This window comes from Thermoplasmata archaeon, assembly GCA_035532555.1.
Lineage (GTDB): Archaea > Thermoplasmatota > Thermoplasmata > Lutacidiplasmatales > UBA184 > Lutacidiplasma.
Genome location: DATKQS010000006.1, coordinates 55,910 through 74,624, shown reverse-complemented (window position 1 = coordinate 74,624; position 18,715 = coordinate 55,910). Strand labels below are relative to the sequence as shown.

Sequence of the window (18,715 nt, the reverse complement as noted above, 5' to 3'; positions counted from 1 at the left end):
ACTCCTACTCCGCGCGCGGCTCGTCCTTGACGAACTGCACTCCCGGCTTGTAGCTGCCGGAGAAGCGGACGTGATCGCCGATCGCCAGGTCCTCCTCCCGGCGGACCGTCGGCATCCATCCCGTGATCCGGCCTCCCTCCTCCAGCTCGACGATAACGTAGGCATACGGGGCCTCGTTCAGGAACTCGTCCCCCGGCACGTTCTGAACCGTGTGCGCGACGACCCGCCCCCGGCCCGAGAGATCGATCTCGCCGAGCCGGGCCGCTCCGCATCGGGGGCAGGCGAGCGACCAGGTCGCCGTCACGAATTGGCAGTTCGGGCAGCGGTAGCCTCGCAACCGATGCTCTTCCTCGTAGGCCCGGACGTAGTCCGCGATCGAGTGAGACGCGGTCGGTTCGGAGGAATCGGTCGTATCGATCGCTCCTTCAGCGCCGCGAGAAGATGTGGACCGAGCAGGAACTTCCCGTGGCTCCGACGTTGTGCGCGAGGGCGGTGTCGGTCTTCGGGACGGCCCGTGCGCCCGCGAGCCCATTGAACTGCTCGAAGATCTCGACGACCTGGCCCGCCCCGGTCGCGCTGACGGGGTGCCCCTTCGCCTTCAGGCCGCCGGAGGGGTTCACGGGAAGTCGCCCGTGCAACGCCGTGGATCCCTCGAGGGATTCGCGGGCCGCGGTCCCCCGGGGGTAGAATCCGAGATCCTCGAGCGCAAGGGCCTCGGCGATCGTGAAGCAGTCGTGGACCTCCAGGAAGTCAATATCCTTCGGCTCCATCTTCGCCTGGCGGAACGCCTTCTGGGAGGCGGTGCGGGTCGCGGGGAGTCCGAGGAGGTCCGGCCGATCGTGCATGTCGCCGATCGATCCGGAGCGGGCGCTGGCCCGGATGACGAGCGGCTCGGTCTTCGGCGTCCGGACGAACTCCCGGGCCGCGACCACCACCGCCGCGGCGCCATCGGAGAACGGGCAGCAGTCGTACAGGCGCAAGGGCGAGGCGATGACCGGGGAGTTGAGGTAGACGTCGAGGGAGATCGGCTTGCGGAACTGAGCATGCGGGTTGAGCGCGGCGTTCGCATGGTTCTTGATGGCGATCGATCCGAACATCTCGGGCTGGGTGCGGAAGGCGTGCTGGTAGGCGTCCGCGAGGGTCGCGTAGAGCCCGGGGAAGGTCGCCCCGTTCTTGGTCTCGAAGGCGTAGTCCGCGCCCATGGCGAAGTAGCTCGTCGCCGCGAGCGTGTCGAGGTGCGACAACTTCTCGACGCCCACGACGAGCGCCGCGTCGGCGAAGCCTCCCGCCACGTGGACGAACGCCTCGTGGAGCCCGGCGCTCGAGCTCGAACAGGCGGATTCGATCGTGCACGACGGCACGTCCGGGATCCCGAGCGAGGTGTTGATGAGCGGCCCGACATGGGCTTGGCGCTCGGCCACTCCGAAGGCGTTCGAGACGAACGTGTAGCCGATGTCCTTCGGGGCAAGGCCCGAGCGCTCGATCGCTTCCCAGGCGACGCGCGTGGCGGCCTCCCGGCCGCTCTCCTTCATCTTGCCGTACCGGTTGGAAGCGGCTGCGACGACCCACGTCTCGCGCATCGATCCCTCGGGGATCGTACGAGAACGTTCGGGTCTTTAACCTGACCGGGAAGCCCGCCCCGGCAGCCGGAGATGCTCCAAGAGGGAGTCGAGGGCGCGTTCCGCCTCACGGGGGTCCCGGGTCTTGATCAGGATCCGCCCATTGCGGCTCAGGGTAATCTCCGGTTTCGTCGAGACGATCAGCATCACACGCGCGTTGGTGACGGGGATCCCCTCCGATTCCAGTAGGTGGCGCGCGCGCTCGAGATCGAAGGTATAGCCCCTCCGAGGAAGAGCCTCGTAGGATCCCTTCCCCGAGCAGAGGCGCACGGTCTCGTACACGGGGGAGACCGATGAGGACCGAGGCGTCACGCCGGAGCTCCTACGGCCGATTGAGCGGTTTCCCGCAGCTCTGGCAGTAGGCGGCCGAGCCCGAGTTGAGCGCTCCGCACGACAGACAGGCGCGCGCGTACAGCATCGGGGGCACCGGGGGAGGAGTCCCCGAGGTCTGGATCACGGCCCAGATGATCCCGAGGATCCCCGCGATCAGGGCGAAGATGAACCCGATCGCCGTGAACCAACCCTCTGCGGCGAGGCTGATCGCGGCGAGGGCCACGATCACCACGCTCCAAAGGACCACATCGGAGTGGCCGGGCTTCAGGCGCTCGCCGAGAGCGAAGATTACGAACCCCAGGATGACGGCGATGAAGCCGACGATGAGGCCCCCCCAGAAGGAGTGGTCCACCGGGCCGGGCCGGTACCCGGGGTAGTAGTTGACCGCCGCGAAGATCAGCGTGAGCAGACCCCCGAGAAGGATCAGGACCCCTCCAATGCGTGCCAGGAGGGAAGCGATCGGGCGGAGCTCCTCGGAGCCTTCGGGCGGCATCGGGCATTTCACGCCCCTTCGCCTATTTCAAGCCGAGTCCAATCGGCCGAATACGCTCTCGGTCCTGGAGCTCGGGGTACCGGGTACCGGACGCCGTTCCCAAGAGTACGGGCCTCGCGTTCAGGCGTACGGTTTCCCGCACTTCGAGCAGAACGTCGAGCCCGGCGAGCTCATCGCGCCGCATGCCGGACAAACGCGCTGGAGCGATGGGAGGTTGGGAGACGCGCCGGCGGGGGTGGTGTAGACGAACATCGGGCCACGGGCGGACGGTTTCCACAGGATGGCGAGGATCCCTCCGACTAGGGCGAGGATGAAGCCGAAGCCGAATCCGCCCAGCGTGAACGGCAGGCTCGCTCCGGCGAGGAGCACGATCAGCACTCCGATCGCGGAGGTCCACCGGTGCGTGTGCCGCAGCATCCACGCGCACACGAGCAGCAGCAGTCCGACCAGGACTCCCAGGAACGAGAAGATCAGGATCGTCGTCCCGACCTCCGAGAAGAAGATCGTGAAGGTAATGCCGGCGAAGAACAGAATCACGCCGACGAACGCGATGACGATCCCGCCGAAGATCGTCAGGTAGTACGCGCCGACCGGATAGGTCGGCGTCGAGCTCGGCGCCATCGTCCTAGATGACGCGCTCGCGTATTTCAAGCGTCGGCTCGCGACGCGGTGCCGCCCCGCGAGGGTAGGATTCGGCGTTCTCCCGTCCGAGTCGGCTCCTCAGGGGCGTTGGATGGAGGCCGCTCGCTCGAGATGGCGAATCGCGGGCGCGCGGTGCCGGCCGCTCGTCCCCGGACATCGCCGCCTCGATCGAACCTTCAGGGCTCGGATACCGGGCCAGTTCCGTCCGGAGCAACTCGATCAGCAATCCGAGGACCAGCACCGTGAGAGCGAGATCCAGAACGTACGATGGAATCGCGGAGCCGCCGATCGACGCGTAGGACTGGATGGCGAGGAGGTAGTTCGAGATCGCAACGAGCCCGATCGCCCACAGCCACCATCGCGCCCGGGAACCGAACAGGGCGACCGGAAGGAGGAAGATCAGGGCCGTGAAGGAGAGATACTGAGTCAGCAGGACCGTGCCCGTCAGGACGATCGCGATCGCTCCGAGCGCGGAGCGAGCCCACACCCACGTCACTCCCACGAGGACGATGGTGAGCGAGGCCTGAACGATCGTCAGCGCGCTCGAGGTGTTGAGCCAGCCCTCGCCCTGCAGGACGCCCCAGTAGTTCAGCGAGGAATCCCCGCGGGCGAACTGGGCGAAGAACACCGGACCGGGGAAGGCGCTCCCGTAGATTGCGATCGAGATCAGCGTGACGGCCGCAAAGATCCCCAGCGCGCTCGCGAAGGCGATCGCCCGGCGCGCTCCGGCACGACCGGTCGCGGCCAAGATCGGGAACAGCGCGGGGAACCGTCCCGTCGCGAGGAACCCGCCGATGGCCGCCGCCCGCGCCCAACCGCGACGGGCGAGGTAAAGCACGAGGAGCACGGCCAGCGGAACGATCGCGAGGCTCGCGCCATCCACCTGGACCGCGACCACCGGTAGATAGAGGAACGAGACGAGGATTCCGACGGTCGTCACGGCCCGGCGCGTGCCAGCGAGGCTCCAGACGAGCGGCACGAGCGCGACGGAGACCGCTCCCCAGACCAGTAGGGTCCCCACCTCCCCGCCGAGGCTGCCGAGCGCGTCGAGGAGGACCGACGCCATTCCGGCGGGCACCGGGTTTCCTGAGACCCCGCAGGCGGTGATCGTGAACGGATCGCCCCCCCGCAGGAATTCCTGGCCCGAGGTGAAGAGCGTCGTGAGGTCGGAGGGACCGGGGGCACTGCAGGCGTACGCTCCCAACGCTGCGTTCGCGATCGCACCGAGCGCGAACGCTCCGGCGGCGACCGCCGTCAGGAGCCGCGCATCGATCCAGGAGAGGTCGCTTCCGCCCGTGAGCCGCGCGACCCAGCGGTGGGCCCATCCGCTCGAAGCGCCCTGAGCTTCCCTCTCGTACCACAATACGAGCCAGCCGAGGATCGCGAAGGTCCCGATATACAGACCGAGGGCCCACGGAGCGGCGAATCCGCTGCCCCACGCGGCCACGGCTCGAACAAGCTCGCGGTCCTAATAGAGGCTCGGCCGGTTCGAGGTGTCCGCACCCGATCCCGTCACATCACGATGGCTTTGCGGATGCACTCCTCGATCATGTCGTCGACATCGATCCGCTCCTCTTCGCCCAGGATCTGGACAAGGTTCGAGCGCGTCGCCGGCTTGTCGGGGACGGCCTGGCAGCAGAGGCCCGGGCGGGTGGAGATCTCGTAGGTGTCGATCTCCTTCGCCACCGTCTCGATCTCGATCTTGTCGAATCCGATGAGCGGTCGGACGATCGGCAGGCGTACGCTCGAGGTCGCGGAGCGCATGTTGCTGAGCGTTTGCGATGCGACCTGACCGAGGGATTCGCCGGTCGCGAGGAACGTCGCGTTCTCCCGTTCCGCGATCCGCTCTGCCGATCGCCACATGAACCGGCGGCAGAGCACGCAACCCACGTGGCGATCGGTGTTCCGCATCAGCGTGATCTGGGTCGGTCCGTGCGGCAGGACATACAGCGGGATGGGCTGGTGGAAGCGCTCGCGCAGCACCTGGAGGTGGTCCACGACCTTCTCCAGCGGCGAATCGTCGGTGAACGGTCGGTTGTCCATGTGGACGGTGATCATCTCGTGACCCTGGCGGAGGAGGTAGTACAGCGAGACCGGCGAGTCGATCCCACCGCTCATCAGCATCACGCCGCGCGACATCGCGGCCTACCACCGATGGGGCAGTATTTAGGCGTGCGGAATCGAACGCCCGTGCCCTTCGCGCGCATTCGCGGGTAGAAATCGACGGGCGACCTCCCTCGATACCGGGGCTGTCGGATTCCGACGCCTAGTACGGGAGCTCTGTGGAGCGGCTTCGAATCATCAGGGCGGACGCGAACAACGTGCCTTCCGCGGAGAGCGGGGATATCGTCCTCTGAGGCGCGGATCTACCCACGAAGGGACACGTCCCGAATCCGCTTCAACTGAGACTGGGCCGGCTCGGGATCGGACCGAAGCCCGGATCTGCCCAATCGTTAGCATCACCGGCCCGGGAAACGCGGCATCACCTCGGAACCTGGACTAGCTGTTAAGACGGGAGGCTCCGTTGCGGGGTCATGTCGGAGCCCATCTCCCCTCCCGTGGAACTGTACGCTCGGGAGGAAGGGAACGGTCCGGCGCTGGTTCTCCTCCATGGGCTCGGGGGCGACCATCAGGTGTGGAACGGCGTCATCCCTCTCCTTTCGGACAAGTTCCGAGTGATCGCGCCCGATTTGCGGGGTCACGGACGGTCCTCCGACGGCGAGAATTCGCGCTTCTCCTTCGAGGAGCTGGAGAGGGACCTCCTCCAGCTGTTGGAGAAACGGGGGCTCGCGCGCTGCCACCTGGTCGGCCTGAGCGCGGGAGGGTTCCTCGCGATGCGCATGGCCCTCGATCATCCGACGCGCCTGGTGAGCCTGACGGTGCTCGGCGCGTCGGCTCGCTGCGATCCCCACACGAAGGAGGTCGGAGAGAACTGGGCGAAGACCTACGAGACCGAGGGGCGCGAGGCCCTACTGCTCCTGCTGGTCAAGGACCTGTACTACCCCGAGTGGATCGAAGCGCACCTCGATTATCTGGACCGGATGCGATCGCAGTTCGACGAGCGTTCCTTCCGCGCGGTCGCGTTGTGGGGGCGTGCCATCCAGAGCTTCGACCTCCGGGGCCGCCTCTTGCGGATCCGGCTCCCGACCCTGATCATCCAGGCGATGGACGACCGGGTCATCGACGGGTCGCACGGACGATTCCTGCGTCAATCGATCCCGGGTTCCGAGCTCCGACTGTTCCGGGACACGGGCCACATGATCCCCGTGGAGCGACCGACCGAGACCGCGCAGGCGATTTCGGGCTTCCTCCAATCGGCCGGGGCGAGCTCCGCGGCCGCGGGTCCGTCAGGTCCGGCACCATGAGGGGGGGCCGAGGTTAAGGCCCCGTCCGCCCTCCAGAGGACCAGCACCGATGGCGAATCCCGTTCCCCCCGAAGTGGAGGCTCGCCTGCGCGCAATGGAGCGCGAGATCCAAGCGCTCAAGGACCGCATCGTGGATCTCGAACGATCCGCGGCCGAGCGCGGGGAGCACCCGGTCGACCAGAAGGTCGTCCGGTCCAAGGTCACGTACGACTGGCAAGCGTGAGCGCGACCGGCGGAAAAGAACCACACTCCAAGCCTCCGGGCGACCGCATCCCCGCCCTGCTCCAACGCTTCGCTCCCACGGCTCTACCCACGAACCTTGCGGGAGCGGCCGTATTGATCATCCTGCGCGAGGGCGCTCGCGACATCGAGACCCTCCTCATCGAGCGCGCGATCCGCTCCAACGATCGGGCCTCCGGTCAGATCGCGCTCCCTGGAGGCCACGTGCAAGAGGGCGATCGTTCGCTCGCCGAGACCGCCTTGCGGGAATGCGCGGAAGAGGTCGGTCTCCGGCCCGGGGACCTCCGTTCGGCCCCACGATTCGTGGGGATCGAGCCCGCGCGGGCCTTCTCCATGGATGTTGCCGTCTTCGCCGCCGAGCTCGGCGACCCGGCCCCCGGCCCGACGGCGCACAGCCCGACGGAGGTCGCGAGCATCTTTTGGCTCCCCCGCTCCGCCCTGGAGCGATCGGAGCGTGTGCCGCGACCCACCGACCGCGGGACGATGGAGGTTCCCGCGGTGATGTACGCAGATCACGTTCTCTGGGGCTTCACCCGCCGGCTCTTGCTCAAGTTCTTCGGATACCCGGACGATCCCGAGGACAATCGTGCCGTCCGCGAGTCGTCCAGCGTTCCCGACTTGAACCGAGCCCGCCGAACGGGGTAAGCACCTCGAGAGCACCGCTCTTCACCATGCAAGAGTTTCCCTTGACCTGCCGGCGATGCGAAGGACAAAATTCGACTACGACTTCTTCGTGGGCGCTTCCCCGAGTGCAGTACAGCTGGACTCGAAGCGGTACATGAGATGCTCCGGGCGCGGCCGGTGGGGCACGTTCGACCTGCCCGTCGGGGAATAGCGCTGGACCCCCAGGCGCGGCAGGCGCTTTAAATACATTTAAATAACGGCCTAAATACTTCAACCTCGAAACCATGGTCAAGATTCGTATCGAGAACGTGGTCGCATCGACCTCGTTGGGTGATGAGCTCGATCTTCAGTCGATCGCCCTCGGCCTGGACGGCGCGGAGTACGAGCCGGAGCAGTTTCCGGGCCTGATCTACCGGCTCAAGAAGCCGAAGACGGCGATCCTATTGTTCCGCTCCGGGAAGGTCGTCTGCACCGGCGCGAAGAGCATGAAGGAGGTCGAGGACTCGATCCACACCGTGGCCGCGCAGATCAAGAAGGGCGGACAGAAGATCATCTTGAAGCCCAAGATCGCCGTCCAGAACATCGTCGCGAGCTCTGATCTGGAAAGCGAGATCAACCTCAACGCGATCGCCGTCACTCTCGGTCTCGACCGAGTCGAGTACGAGCCCGAGCAGTTCCCCGGGTTGGTCTGCCGGATCCAGGACCCGCGCGTCGTCGTGCTCCTCTTCGGAAGCGGCAAGCTGGTCTGCACGGGGGCGCGCAAACCCTCCGATGTCGAGGTCGCGGTCAAGAAGATCACCAAGGAGCTCCAGGGCGCCGGCCTCCTGCGCTAGGAGGCGCTCCGGGCCCCGGGACGGACGCCGTGCCGTTCCCTTCCGACCTTCCGGTCGTCGATCACCACTGTCATCTGTCGCCGACCGGGGAAGGCGTTGCGGCCGCACGCCGCTTCCACTCCGCCGGCGGCACTCACCTCTTCCTTGCCACGCAGAACTACGCCGGCCGGCCCCCGAGCTCGGTCGCGGACTACGCTCAACAGTTCGAGGTCACGGAGCGCCTCGGACGCCAGATCCACGACGAGGTCGGGGTGGTGGTCTACTCCGTGGTCGCGCCGTACCCGATCGATCTTGTTCACGTTTCCTCGTCGATCGGCCTACCGGCCGCTCTCGATCTGCAACGGGCCGCGCTCGATCTCGCGGGACGGTGGGTCCGCGAGCACCGCGCGGTGGCCATCGGAGAGGTCGGACGTCCTCACTTCGAGGTCGATGCGGCCACGCGCGCGGCGTGCGAAGAGGCGTTCCGTCACGCCCTCGAGGTCGCCCGGGACTCCGACTGTCCGGCGGTGATCCACTGCGAGGATCTTGACGCGAACGGGTACCGCGCGATCGCCGCGCTCGGCCGAGCCGCCGGCCTTCCCGCGCATCGTTTGATCAAGCACTACGCCCGCCGCTACGTCGCCGAGCCGGATCGGGCCGGAGTCGCCCCGTCCTTCCTCGCGCGGCGCGAGCTGGTCGATCGGGCCCTCGCGGACCCCGGCCCTTGGTTCCTCGAGACCGACTTCCTGGACGACCCCGCTCGCCCCGGTGCCGTGCTCGATCTCGCAACAGTGCCGAGGAGGGCGCGCGCCATCGCGGAGCGCTCGACCACTGCCGCAGAGCAACTGCGTATCCCGTTCGTCGACTCGATCCGGCAGGTGTACGGTTGGGCCCCCGAGATCGGGAAGGGGGCCTCTCCATGAAGGGCAACGCCCCGCGCCGAGCGTGGTACGTCGCCTTCGAGGGAATCGACGGAGCCGGGAAGTCCACGGCCGTTCGCCGCGTGGCCTCGCGCCTCCGCCGAGAGGGACTGCGCGTGCTGACCCGCAGGGAGCCCGCATCCGCCGAACTCAATCGGAAGGCTCAGGCCGCGAGCGTACAGGATCCGTGGACCGGCGCGGTGTACTTCACGCTCGACCGCTACCTCGCCCGCGCGGATCTCGAACGCGATCTTCGCGCGGCGTCCGTCGTGCTCACCGACCGCTCCTACTGGTCGACCCTCGCCTACCAGGGGAGCGCGCTCGCTCCCGAGCGGCAGCGGAAGCTGGCCGGGCTCCAGGCCCACGCCACCGTAGAGCCCGACCAGGTGATTCTGATCGACCTCGATCCGACCGAGGCGATGCGTCGCGTCGGATCCCGCGCCTCGGCGAAGAGCCCGCTCGAGCGGCGGCGGACCCAGGAGCGCGTCGCGCGTGCCTACCGGCGATTCGCCCGTCGGAATGGCTGGCTCGTGGTCGATGCGCGGAACACGGCTCGGGAGGTCGCCGACGCGGCCGCGAGGTCGATCCGAAACAAGCTCGCGGCTCGGAGCCGGACCCGGCCGCGGCGTCGAAGGTGATATCCTACCCAAGATGCCTCGCCCCTCACCAGGGAGGAAGACGTGGGTGCGATCCTCGTTCGGGAGGAGACCCTCGAACCGACATTCCTTCCGCCGAAGCTGCCCCATCGCACTGCCGAGCTCGCGCTGCTCACCCGCCGGTACCGGGAGGCGCTTTCCAAGGGAGTTCCGTTCCACCTCCTGCTGACCGGGGGCGTCGGGAGCGGCAAGACCGCCCTCGCCAAGCGACTCGCGGCGGATCTCGAACGACTCGGCCGCATCGGTCCCGCTCCGGTCAAGGCGATCTACATCAACGCCTGGCGACGCGCCAGCGATCGGACGATCGTGCTCGATCTGTTGCGCGCGGTCGATGTCTCCCTACCCGATCGAGGGTACGGTCTGCCGGAGATGCTCGACGTCTTCGAGCAGGGGATCCGCCGCCATCCCCGGCACCACCTCGTCATCCTGGACGAGGCGAGCGCGCTCGTCCGGCAGGAGACGAAGCTCGTCTACCTCCTCTCCCGCTCCGGAGAGGTCGGCCTCGGGTCGATCTCGCTGCTCCTGATCGCGACGGAGGACCTGCTCCCGTACCTCGACCCGGCGAGCCGGTCGAGCTTCGGGGTCACGCACCGCATGGCGCTCCCTCCGTACGACCGGGCCGCGCTGACGGACATCCTCGAGGCGCGCGCCGAGGTCGCGCTCGCTCCGGCGAGCTACACCCACGAAACACTGGAGCAGATCGCGCGGATCGCGGCGCCCAACGGGGACGCTCGCTTCGCGATCGAGGTCCTCGGGAGCGCCGCCCATGTGGCCGAAGAGGCCGGACACCGGGCGATCTCCGCGGAGGACATCCGCGCCGCGAAAGGATCGATCTATTCGACGGTCACGGAGACGCAACTCGAGGGCCTCTCGGTCAATGCGCTCACGGTGCTGCTCGCCCTCACGCGTACCCTGAAGGGCAAGGGGTCCTCGGTGCCCAGCCAGAAGCTGCGGACCGCTCACTCCGCGCTGTTGGAGGAATTCGCCGAAAAGCCGATCAGCCGAACGACGTTCTGGCGCACGCTCAAGGAGCTCGAGCGCGACGGCCTCGTCGCGCTCGATACGGGCCCGTCCGGAGCGTCCTCAAGCGTCGCGATGGACGAGCTCCCCGCGAGCTATCTCGGGACGCTGATCGAAGAGCGGCTCGGCCACGGCCGGGCTCGCAAAGCCTAAACCCGATATCTCGGTTCGACGGGTCGTGTCCTCCCCCGCGTCACCGGCATCTTCGGGAGCGGGTCCCGAGCCTCGACTGCCGAGGTGGATCCGCACTCGCCCGCCTCAGGGCGCGCTGTATGGGAAGTTGCGCTCCACGCTGGAGGAGCTCCGGCTCGGAACCGTCTGCCGGGAAGCGAGGTGCCCCAACCTCTCGGAGTGCTGGTCGGCCGGAACGGCCACGCTGATGCTGCTCGGGACGGACTGCACGCGACGCTGCGGCTTCTGTGCGGTCACGACCCACTGGCCCCGCGGCGTGGTCGACCGGACCGAACCCGCGCGCGTGGCCGAAGCCGTCGAGCGCGCCGGGCTGCGCTATGTCGTGCTGACCCAGGTCTGCCGGGACGACCTCGAGGACGGAGGTGCCGAGGTGCTGTCCGATACCGTCCGCCAGATCCGACAACGAGCTCCCTCCGCCCGGGTCGAGCTCCTCATCGGCGACCTCGCCGGACGAGAGGAATCGCTCGCGAAGCTCTTCGAACATCCCCCGGACGTCCTCGCGCACAACATCGAGACCGTCCGGGAGCTCTCTCGCTCCGTCCGCGATCCCCGCGCCAGCTACGAGCGTTCGCTCGAGGTCCTCCGGCGCGCCCGGGCGATCGGGTCCCCCGGTCTGGTGACCAAGAGCTCGATCATGCTGGGGCTCGGAGAGAGCGAGGACGCGCTCGTGCGGACGATGCGCGATCTGCGAGCCGCGGAGGTCGATCTGCTGACGCTGGGGCAGTACCTCCGACCGGGACCGGAGCACGTCGCGGTGGCCCGGTACGTTCCTCCCGAGGAGTTCGATCGGTACCGGACCCGGGGGCTCGAAAACGGCTTCGCGGGAGTCGAGGCGGGCCCGCTCGTGCGAAGTTCCTACCATGCGGAAGAGCTATACCGGCGCGCGTTCGCACGGCGGGGGGCGTGAGCCATGGCGAAGAAGGTCCGCGGGAAGCCCGGCGCGGTGGACGAGGAGCCTCCGTTCGAGTTCCCGGTGTTCGACGATCGCGCGTTCTTGAACCACGAGTACGAGATCACCCGCGGGATGCTCATCGCCGGCGGGGTCGCCGTCCTGCTCGGGGGCATCTCCTGGGCGATCGATACCGCGTCGCTGCCGTGGGAGCTCCCGCCGGTCATCGCCCTGATCGTCCTCATCGTCCTGTACTCGCTGGTCACGATGCTCCACCCGCGCGCGCGCATCTACACCAAGGGCGAGTGGGCCACGCTCTACGCGGTCGTCTTCTTTGGATGGCTCGCGACCTGGTTCTTGCTGATGGACACCATCCGCGTGTTCTAGCGCGGGCCGAGCCAGGGTAGGCGCTTTCCCAGAAGGTCGACCAGGGCCCCATCGAGCTCGGGACTCTCGGGATGATCGGCGAGTCGGCGGACCTGGGTGCGTTCGGCCGCCGCTGGGCTGATGTCCTTGCCGAGCGAGAGCCGAGGGATCGCCGCGGCGAGCACGACCTCGAGGTCGCGCTCGCTGCGCCGGACCTCAATGCCGAGACGGCCGTCCTCGCGGACGTAGGGCCCTTGAGAAACGGGGGCGCCCGGAGCGGTCCACTTCTCGAGGAAGGAGCCGACCCGGTCGAGACCCGCCGGGGGCCCATCCTGCACTCGGACCGCGCTGAGCCGCCCGTGCGCCACTTCGACCAGCACGAGGAGCGCGGCCGGACCGGCCGCGCATGCGGAACCGACGACCTCGAACCCGGCGCGGGCCGCTTCCTCGGCGATCGCGCGTTCCGCCTTGCGCAGCTGGGGATACAGCGTATCATCCACGAGCGCCGGGCGGGGCACTTCCACCACCGATACGTGCGTCGCCCGTCGGGTGACGCGTTCGAGAGCATCGGCACGGGAGAGGTGGCGCGGCTTCGGCAGTTCGAACCACTCTTCCAAGGGGTGCTCCAGGTACGCGGCCGCCCCTAGAATGAACAGCGCGAGGTTGCGCGGCGAGAGCGCGCTCGCGACGTTCCGGTTCGGATCGACCGCATCCGGGAGGATGAGCGCGACGTCCGGGGGAAGCCGCGGAGGTTCCTTCCCCGGCGGGCACAGGCGGACCGGGAGGCGCCAGCTTCGGGCGGCCTCGAGGAGCGCGTGCAGCGTCCCGAACTGGAGGATGACGAGCTCGACCAAGTAGCCGGAGAACCCCTCGGTCCGGGCCTCCGAGCCGTAGATCCCGAGCGAGCGCAGGAACAGCTTCGCGAGCCGGACCTCCGAGACGTTGGCCGGCGTCTGGTGGGCCCGGAGGTGCTCGTCGTGGAACGGCGTCCGGTCGACCGCCGTGAGCGGTTTCGACGGATCCGAGATGGCGTAGCCGGGGACCACGTCGACGGTGTATCCCTGGAACGTTCCCCGGAGGTACGGGTGCTCGGCGTACTTGCGTTCGGGCTTCGTGAGGATCGCCTCGGCCAGCGCGAGACCCTCGGTCTCGAGTTGGGCCCGTGGGAGCTCGGGCGGGAAGAGGAGGAAGAAGTCGATGTCCAGCCGGTCCCGCAAGAACGTCCCCCGCGCGGCGCTCCCCGCGACCAGGGCCCGCGCGAGCGGGCTCTTCCGGGCCTCGGCCGCGAGCTGGACGGCGCGGACGAGATCGGCCCGCACGCGAGCGACGCGGGCGAGCTCCTCCGGAGAGGGGGTGATCCGCTCCCGGACGCGAGTTTCGATCCGCTGCGCCGCCGCCGCGGGACTCTCTCGGGACCGACCGGCGGGCATGGCAGACAGGGGAGCCTCCGCGCACTTGAAAGCTTGGTCGCACGGGGCCGGAGCGGGGTACCGTTATCGGCGCGCGGGGCGATATCATCACGGGGTCCCCGGTCGATGGCTCATCTCGCCACGCTCTTCGAACCGCTGCCGGACCGCAAGGTCCGCTGCACGGCGTGCGCGCGCTACTGCGTGATTCCCGAAGGATCGCACGGGTTCTGTTTCGTCCGCAAGAACGAGGCGGGTCGCCTCGTCCTCCTCTCGTACGGGCGGGCCGCGGCGATCCAGGTCGATCCCATCGAGAAGAAGCCGCTATCGCACTACCGGCCCGGCACTCGGGTCCTGGGGATCGGAACCGCCGGCTGCAACTGGCGCTGCCAGTACTGCCAGAACGCCGAGATCTCTCAGGAGCGCGACATCGTCGGTCGCGGACTCTCCCCGCGTGAGGCGGTCAAGCTCGCCGAGCGCTTCGACTGCCGAGGGATCACGTTCACGTACAACGAGCCCACGATCTTCATCGAGTACGCACTCGACATCGTACGCGAGGCTCGGCAGGCCGGCCTGTTCGCGAACTTCGTCACGAACGGGTACATGTCTCCCGAGGCCGTACGTGCGATCGGGCCCCACCTGGACGCGGTGAGCGTCGACTTCAAGGCCAGTGGGGAGGCCGGATTCATGCGCAAGTACGTCGCCGCGAAGGGCGACGAACCGATCCTGGAGACGATGGAGGGCCTCGCGCGTCACGGGATCCACGTCGAGGTGACCAACCTCATCGTGCCCCGCGTGGGCGACTCTCCCGAAGCGCTGCGGCGGCTCGCCCGCGAGGTCCGTGACCGGGTCGGACCCGACACGCCGTTCCATCTGTTGCGCTTCCACCCCGACTACAAGATGATGGACATCCCCAGCACTCCCGTGGCGACATTGGAGGCGTTGCACGCCGTCGCGGTGGAGGAAGGGCTGCGCTACGTGTACCTCGGCAACCTCTGGGGACACCCTCTCGAACACACCTATTGCCCCCGCTGCCACGCTATCGCCGTGGAGCGGTACGGGTTCATGATCAAGAGCTGGAACCTCGACGCGGAGAATCGGTGCCGCGCCTGCGGGGAGCAGATCCCGATTGTCGGCCGACCGCCCGACGATTACGTGCCGACGTTCGCCATGCCCGTAGTCACTTAGGCAGCGTCCGGATCCGACCGCAGGAGCCACGCGCACAGCACCGCACCGGCCAGGGAGCCGACGATCGGGTGGATTCCTTGGAAGAGGCTCACATCCGCGATCGGAGAGAACGCGACGCGCAGGGCGACCGAGGGGAGGAGCAACGCGGCATAGGCGAAGGAGCCGGTGGTGATGCGCGGGGCGAGCGCCGTGCCGTACGGAGCGAGGGGAGTTCCGGCCACCCGGCGGAGGAACCCGCTCGTTACCGTGGGCGCGAAGATCATTTCCGCGGCGCTCCCCTAGCGTCCGACCCTCCCGGCGCTCGCCGGGATCCGAGTCGATTCGACCTCGTTGAGACCGGCGCCGCCGCCGATCCGGATGAACCCCCGAGGAAGGCGATCTCCGCGCCGCCGTCCAAGACGGCTCGGAGCGATGCCGGGGCCAGGATTTGAACCTGGGTACTCCTACGAGAGCAGATCTTGAGTCTGCCGCCTTTGGCCGCTCGGCTACCCCGGCAGCTGCTGGGAGACCAGCGCTCGGGGCTTATTCTTGTTCCGACTCCTCTTCCAGGGATTCGCTTTCTTCCGCCGTGTCGAGGAGGGCGACCTCGGCCCCCTGCTCGCGCATCGTTCCCGGAGGGGCGCCATCCGCCGCCCGAGACGTCGGGGTCCGCGGGGCGCGTATCCGGATCCGCCGTTCCCGGCCGCAGCGCAGGCAGGTACGGACTCGTCGACCGGATCGGAGCCGGGTACGCACCGTGCGACCTTCGATCCAGTAGGCCGAACAACCGCGGCAGTACAGCTCTCGTTGCTCGGGGAGGAGGCGAACGTTGTACCGGGCCCCGACCTGGCGGGCCAGATGGACGTACCGATCGCTCAGTTCCGGGTGTCCCGTGAGGGCCTCGCGCTCGGCGAGGCCGAAGAGGTCTCGCACGCGCTCCTGGGCGATGCGCACCATCGCGCCGGTCCGGCGTCCCCTGCGGCCGGCGCGACGGACGGTCACTGCGGGCTCTGGCATACGGGACAGTAGACCGCAGCCGGCGAGATCCGGGTCTGGCAATGGATGCACAGCTTGCCGGGAGAGGTGGTCGCGGTCGGTCCGGCGGCCCACACCGGAGGGAGCGTGGGAACCGGCGAGGAAGGCATCGGCATCGGAACGAACCGGGGGGCCGGGGGCGGGGACGACGGTGGAACCTGGGGGGCTAGGCGTGGGCCGGTCATTCCCCCCACCAAACGTTCCTCCTGCGGCATGGTCCAGCCGCACTTCGTGCAGAACAGCGCGCCTTCGTCGGCGAGCGTCCCGCAATGCAGGCAGACGGGCATCGCCTCGGCAAAGTATATGCCGTATATCACCGTCAGGGAGCTCGTTGGCTCGGTGTGTGGCGCTCGTAACCCGGGATCCCGCGCTCTACGCGGAGATGGCGGGTACGTTACGCGAGCGCTGTCTCCCTTCCATCAGCCTGCTCCCGGGGCAACGCATCCCTGAGCGCGCCGCGGTCGTCCTGACGACGCCCGCGGAAGCCGCCGAGATTTCGCACTCCCACATCCTCGCGGTGGCCGAAGACGGCGACCGCCCGTCGCTCTGGGCTGCGGTCCTTTACGCCCTGCGGACCCATGATGTTCGCGGGGGCCTCATCGTGGGGATCGATCCCGGCCCGCGACCCGGCTACGCGATTATGTCCGGTGGGACCTGCATCGGGGAAGGCGTGCTGGAGACGCCGGGCGAGGGGGCACAGTTCGCGAACCACTTGCGTCGCCGCTTCACCTCCCGCTCGATCCTGTTCCGTGTCGGGAGTGGGGACCCGCCCTCGCGCAACCGCCTCGTCAACGACCTCCTCGCGTCGGCCCGGGCCGTAGAACTGGTGGACGAGCAGGGCACCACTCCGCGCGGCTCGCGGCGGCCGCGAGATATGGTGGCGGCGCGAAGGATCGCACAGACACCGGGTCGACCCATCCGAGGGCGTCTGACGCTGCGGCCGACCGCAGGGGCGATCGCGGACGTTCAGCGGCTCAGCCGCATCGGCAGCGATGGGCGGGTCACCATCCCCCGGACCGCCGCGCATCGCGTGCTCTGCGGCGAGCTCACGCTGACGCAGGCGGTCGCGGACGCGCTCGGCGACCGTGCGGCGCCGGCGATCGTGAGCGATCACGACCGCACTTCCTCGGTCCACGAACCGCTTTAACGGCGTAGAGCTCGTGCCAAGCGTGCCGCTCTCGCCCGAGATCCTCGTGCGCGCTCGCCGTCTAGCGCTCGAGAATGCCATCACCCACGGGGGGCTTCCGCGAGCCGGCCCGATCGTCGCGCGTCTCCTCGGCACGGACCCCGCCCTGCGGCACGACGCCCCCGCCGTCCAGGCGGCCGTCGAGGCCACCATCCGGGAGATCGCAGCGCTCTCCCCCGAGGCTCGAGACGCCGCGCTCGCGGCCCTCGGGGGGGCGGAGGCGAGCACCCCGCGCCCCGTCACGTCCGAGGAGGGCACGTTCCCCGATCTCATCGGAGCGGTGCCGGGAAAGGTCGTGCTGCGGATGGCCCCGTTCCCGAGCGGCAGCCTGCACATCGGCAACGCGCGGATGCTGTTCGTCAACGAGTACTACCGACGGAAGTACGACGGCCGCCTCTTGCTCGTGTTCGACGACACGGTCGGTTCGGAGGAGAAGCGGGTCGACCCGGAGGCGTTCGATCTGATCCTCGGAGACCTCGAGCTTGCGGGGATCCATCCGGATGCGGTGTACTACAAATCGGACCGCATCGACAAGTTCTACCCGTGGGCCCACCGCGTCATCGAGCGCGGCGGGGCGTACGTCTGCGTCTGTCCGGCCGAGACGCTGAGGGAGAACCGCGAGGCGGGCCGGGCCTGTGCGGAGCGCCTGCAGACCGTAGAGCAGACCCTCGAGATGTGGGAACGGATGCTCTCGGGCGGGTTCGCGCAGGGCGAGGCGGTGCTGCGGCTGCGGACGGACATCGCCGACCCCGATCCCGCGTTCCGCGACCGCGTGCTGTTCCGCATCAACGAGCAGGGGCATCCGCGCGTGGGCCACAAGTATCGGGTGTGGCCGATGCTCGAGTTCTCCTGGGCGGCGGACGACGTCGAGCTCGGGGTCACCCACGTGCTCCGCGGGAAGGATCTGGTGATGGAGGACCGCATGCAGCAGTTCGTCTGGAAGCTCCTCGAGATCCAGGGACCTCCCTTCCTGCACTGGGGCCTATTGCGGGTGCGAGAGGCGAAGATCTCGAAGAGCAAATCCTACCGCGAGGTCAAGAGCGGCCTCTACGACGGCTGGGCCGACCCGCGTACCTGGTCGCTGCGTTCGCTCGATCGCCGAGGGATATCGATGGACGCCTGCCGGCGTTTCACCCTCTCCTTCGGCATGTCGCTCTCCGACATCGAGGTGCCGGCCGAGACCCTCTACGCGGAGAACCGCAAGCGGATCGACCCGATGACCCCGCGCCGGGCGTTCGTGGCCCAGCCGATCCGGGTCGATGTGGACGACTACCCCGCCGAACTTCGGACCGTGGAACTCCCGAACCACCCCGACCGCGCCGAGCTCGGAGCGCGGACGGTGCCCGCGGGGCCCTCCTTCTACCTCGCGCGGATCGACCTAGAGACGCGGCTCGGGCTCGAGGTCCGCCTCAAGGACCTGCTCAACGTCCAACTCCCGGATCGCCTAGCCCCCGATGCATCCCATCTCTCCGCCCGTTTCACGAGCCGCGAGAACAAGCGGATCCCGCGGCTCCAATGGATCGGTGCCGAGGGAGCGATCCCGGTCGATATCCTCGAGATCGATGGGACCCACCGAACTGGCACGGGCGAGCGAGCGCTCCTGGACGCAGCTCCGAGGGATATCGTGCAGTTCGAACGGGTCGGATTCGTCCGGTTCGAGGCCGACTGGTCCACGGGCTCGCGCCCGGTCCGTGTCGTCTTCGCCCACGGGTAGTTCGCGAACCTTTGATAGGCAACGCGCGGTCTCCGG

The 18,715-nt window shown here is 68.3% G+C and carries 23 protein-coding genes and 1 tRNA gene; 12 read left to right on the top strand and 12 right to left on the bottom strand.

Features of this window, described 5'->3' with window-relative positions; translation table 11 throughout:
- Positions 1-4: 4 nt before the first annotated feature.
- The 7 genes from VMV28_01470 to VMV28_01440 all read right to left on the bottom strand — a co-directional run bounded on the left by VMV28_01470 (position 5) and on the right by VMV28_01440 (position 5,226).
- Positions 5-337, bottom strand: coding sequence for an OB-fold domain-containing protein (locus VMV28_01470; protein ID HUZ79279.1), 333 nt, complete (start codon positions 335-337; stop codon positions 5-7).
- 88 nt (positions 338-425) lie between these two features.
- Entirely contained in the window at positions 426-1,580 is a 1,155-nt protein-coding gene (locus VMV28_01465; protein ID HUZ79278.1) for a beta-ketoacyl synthase N-terminal-like domain-containing protein, read from the bottom strand.
- Positions 1,581-1,616: 36 nt separating this feature from the next.
- Positions 1,617-1,931 carry a hypothetical protein gene (locus VMV28_01460; GenBank protein ID HUZ79277.1) on the bottom strand — a complete coding sequence of 105 codons (315 nt, stop codon included), beginning with the start codon at positions 1,929-1,931 and terminating at the stop codon, positions 1,617-1,619.
- A 10-nt stretch (positions 1,932-1,941) separates the two neighbouring features.
- Complete coding sequence (locus VMV28_01455; protein ID HUZ79276.1) at positions 1,942-2,445, bottom strand: hypothetical protein; 504 nt, start codon at positions 2,443-2,445, stop codon at positions 1,942-1,944.
- 120 nt (positions 2,446-2,565) lie between these two features.
- On the bottom strand, positions 2,566-3,066 hold the full coding sequence (locus VMV28_01450) for a zinc ribbon domain-containing protein (GenBank protein HUZ79275.1): 501 nt from the start codon (positions 3,064-3,066) through the stop codon (positions 2,566-2,568).
- Positions 3,067-3,070: 4 nt separating this feature from the next.
- Entirely contained in the window at positions 3,071-4,534 is a 1,464-nt protein-coding gene (locus VMV28_01445) for a hypothetical protein (protein HUZ79274.1), read from the bottom strand.
- A 65-nt stretch (positions 4,535-4,599) separates the two neighbouring features.
- Positions 4,600-5,226 (bottom strand): hypothetical protein, encoded by a 627-nt coding sequence (locus VMV28_01440; protein ID HUZ79273.1) that lies wholly within the window; start codon positions 5,224-5,226, stop codon positions 4,600-4,602.
- A 395-nt stretch (positions 5,227-5,621) separates the two neighbouring features.
- On the opposite strand from VMV28_01440, the gene VMV28_01435 reads away from it, so the two are divergent.
- The 9 genes from VMV28_01435 to VMV28_01395 all read left to right on the top strand — a co-directional run bounded on the left by VMV28_01435 (position 5,622) and on the right by VMV28_01395 (position 12,192).
- Positions 5,622-6,452 carry an alpha/beta fold hydrolase gene (locus tag VMV28_01435; GenBank protein ID HUZ79272.1) on the top strand — a complete coding sequence of 277 codons (831 nt, stop codon included), beginning with the start codon at positions 5,622-5,624 and terminating at the stop codon, positions 6,450-6,452.
- Between the two features lie 49 nt (positions 6,453-6,501).
- A complete protein-coding gene (locus VMV28_01430) occupies positions 6,502-6,675 on the top strand; it encodes a hypothetical protein (GenBank protein ID HUZ79271.1) in 174 nt (57 codons plus the stop codon).
- Positions 6,672-7,337: a CoA pyrophosphatase gene (locus tag VMV28_01425; protein ID HUZ79270.1), complete on the top strand. Its 666-nt coding sequence runs from the start codon at positions 6,672-6,674 to the stop codon at positions 7,335-7,337. Before VMV28_01430 ends, VMV28_01425 begins: the two co-directional genes overlap by 4 nt.
- A 263-nt stretch (positions 7,338-7,600) precedes the next feature.
- Positions 7,601-8,149 carry a TATA-box-binding protein gene (locus VMV28_01420; GenBank protein ID HUZ79269.1) on the top strand — a complete coding sequence of 183 codons (549 nt, stop codon included), beginning with the start codon at positions 7,601-7,603 and terminating at the stop codon, positions 8,147-8,149.
- A 29-nt stretch (positions 8,150-8,178) separates the two neighbouring features.
- The gene (locus VMV28_01415; protein ID HUZ79268.1) at positions 8,179-9,051 is read left to right on the top strand and encodes a TatD family hydrolase; all 873 of its coding nucleotides are present in this window, start codon (positions 8,179-8,181) and stop codon (positions 9,049-9,051) included.
- The gene (tmk, locus tag VMV28_01410) at positions 9,048-9,686 is read left to right on the top strand and encodes a dTMP kinase (GenBank protein ID HUZ79267.1); all 639 of its coding nucleotides are present in this window, start codon (positions 9,048-9,050) and stop codon (positions 9,684-9,686) included. The genes VMV28_01415 and tmk overlap by 4 nt, the downstream gene beginning before the upstream one ends.
- A gap of 42 nt (positions 9,687-9,728) precedes the next feature.
- The gene (locus VMV28_01405) at positions 9,729-10,877 is read left to right on the top strand and encodes an AAA family ATPase (GenBank protein HUZ79266.1); all 1,149 of its coding nucleotides are present in this window, start codon (positions 9,729-9,731) and stop codon (positions 10,875-10,877) included.
- A 25-nt stretch (positions 10,878-10,902) separates the two neighbouring features.
- On the top strand, positions 10,903-11,823 hold the full coding sequence (gene lipA, locus VMV28_01400) for a lipoyl synthase (protein HUZ79265.1): 921 nt from the start codon (positions 10,903-10,905) through the stop codon (positions 11,821-11,823).
- 3 nt (positions 11,824-11,826) lie between these two features.
- Positions 11,827-12,192: a hypothetical protein gene (locus tag VMV28_01395; GenBank protein HUZ79264.1), complete on the top strand. Its 366-nt coding sequence runs from the start codon at positions 11,827-11,829 to the stop codon at positions 12,190-12,192.
- Here VMV28_01395 and cca read toward each other — a convergent pair.
- Positions 12,189-13,601: a CCA tRNA nucleotidyltransferase gene (gene cca / locus VMV28_01390; GenBank protein ID HUZ79263.1), complete on the bottom strand. Its 1,413-nt coding sequence runs from the start codon at positions 13,599-13,601 to the stop codon at positions 12,189-12,191. The genes VMV28_01395 and cca overlap by 4 nt on opposite strands.
- A 105-nt stretch (positions 13,602-13,706) precedes the next feature.
- On the opposite strand from cca, the gene amrS reads away from it, so the two are divergent.
- Complete coding sequence (gene amrS / locus VMV28_01385) at positions 13,707-14,765, top strand: AmmeMemoRadiSam system radical SAM enzyme (GenBank protein HUZ79262.1); 1,059 nt, start codon at positions 13,707-13,709, stop codon at positions 14,763-14,765.
- Here the strand turns inward: amrS and VMV28_01380 are convergent.
- The 4 genes from VMV28_01380 to VMV28_01365 all read right to left on the bottom strand — a co-directional run bounded on the left by VMV28_01380 (position 14,762) and on the right by VMV28_01365 (position 16,066).
- On the bottom strand, positions 14,762-15,028 hold the full coding sequence (locus tag VMV28_01380) for a hypothetical protein (GenBank protein ID HUZ79261.1): 267 nt from the start codon (positions 15,026-15,028) through the stop codon (positions 14,762-14,764). The two genes, amrS and VMV28_01380, sit on opposite strands and share 4 nt — an antisense overlap.
- Before the next feature lie 149 nt (positions 15,029-15,177).
- Positions 15,178-15,260: transfer RNA gene (locus VMV28_01375), tRNA-Leu, on the bottom strand.
- Positions 15,261-15,287: 27 nt separating this feature from the next.
- Positions 15,288-15,761 (bottom strand): hypothetical protein, encoded by a 474-nt coding sequence (locus tag VMV28_01370; protein HUZ79260.1) that lies wholly within the window; start codon positions 15,759-15,761, stop codon positions 15,288-15,290.
- Positions 15,743-16,066, bottom strand: a complete 324-nt coding sequence (locus VMV28_01365) for a zinc ribbon domain-containing protein (protein HUZ79259.1) — start codon at positions 16,064-16,066, stop codon at positions 15,743-15,745. The genes VMV28_01370 and VMV28_01365 overlap by 19 nt, the downstream gene beginning before the upstream one ends.
- A gap of 56 nt (positions 16,067-16,122) precedes the next feature.
- Here VMV28_01365 and VMV28_01360 point away from each other — a divergent pair, with 56 nt between their 5' ends.
- Both VMV28_01360 and VMV28_01355 read left to right on the top strand, forming a co-directional pair.
- Entirely contained in the window at positions 16,123-16,926 is an 804-nt protein-coding gene (locus VMV28_01360; GenBank protein HUZ79258.1) for a hypothetical protein, read from the top strand.
- A 13-nt stretch (positions 16,927-16,939) separates the two neighbouring features.
- Positions 16,940-18,679 (top strand): glutamate--tRNA ligase, encoded by a 1,740-nt coding sequence (locus VMV28_01355; GenBank protein ID HUZ79257.1) that lies wholly within the window; start codon positions 16,940-16,942, stop codon positions 18,677-18,679.
- Positions 18,680-18,715 lie beyond the last annotated feature (36 nt).

Bases quoted from the DNA above. Each gene is read 5' to 3' on its own strand.
- VMV28_01465 (HUZ79278.1), bottom strand. From the start codon at position 1,580: ATGCGCGAGACGTGGGTCGTCGCAGCCGCTTCCAACCGGTACGGCAAG.
- VMV28_01455 (HUZ79276.1), bottom strand. From the start codon at position 2,445: ATGCCGCCCGAAGGCTCCGAGGAGCTCCGCCCGATCGCTTCCCTCCTG.
- VMV28_01450 (HUZ79275.1), bottom strand. From the start codon at position 3,066: ATGGCGCCGAGCTCGACGCCGACCTATCCGGTCGGCGCGTACTACCTG.
- VMV28_01440 (HUZ79273.1), bottom strand. From the start codon at position 5,226: ATGTCGCGCGGCGTGATGCTGATGAGCGGTGGGATCGACTCGCCGGTC.
- VMV28_01435 (HUZ79272.1), top strand. From the start codon at position 5,622: ATGTCGGAGCCCATCTCCCCTCCCGTGGAACTGTACGCTCGGGAGGAA.
- VMV28_01430 (HUZ79271.1), top strand. From the start codon at position 6,502: ATGGCGAATCCCGTTCCCCCCGAAGTGGAGGCTCGCCTGCGCGCAATG.
- VMV28_01420 (HUZ79269.1), top strand. From the start codon at position 7,601: ATGGTCAAGATTCGTATCGAGAACGTGGTCGCATCGACCTCGTTGGGT.
- tmk (HUZ79267.1), top strand. From the start codon at position 9,048: ATGAAGGGCAACGCCCCGCGCCGAGCGTGGTACGTCGCCTTCGAGGGA.
- VMV28_01395 (HUZ79264.1), top strand. From the start codon at position 11,827: ATGGCGAAGAAGGTCCGCGGGAAGCCCGGCGCGGTGGACGAGGAGCCT.
- cca (HUZ79263.1), bottom strand. From the start codon at position 13,601: ATGCCCGCCGGTCGGTCCCGAGAGAGTCCCGCGGCGGCGGCGCAGCGG.
- amrS (HUZ79262.1), top strand. From the start codon at position 13,707: ATGGCTCATCTCGCCACGCTCTTCGAACCGCTGCCGGACCGCAAGGTC.
- VMV28_01380 (HUZ79261.1), bottom strand. From the start codon at position 15,028: ATGATCTTCGCGCCCACGGTAACGAGCGGGTTCCTCCGCCGGGTGGCC.
- VMV28_01370 (HUZ79260.1), bottom strand. From the start codon at position 15,761: ATGCCAGAGCCCGCAGTGACCGTCCGTCGCGCCGGCCGCAGGGGACGC.
- VMV28_01365 (HUZ79259.1), bottom strand. From the start codon at position 16,066: ATGCCCGTCTGCCTGCATTGCGGGACGCTCGCCGACGAAGGCGCGCTG.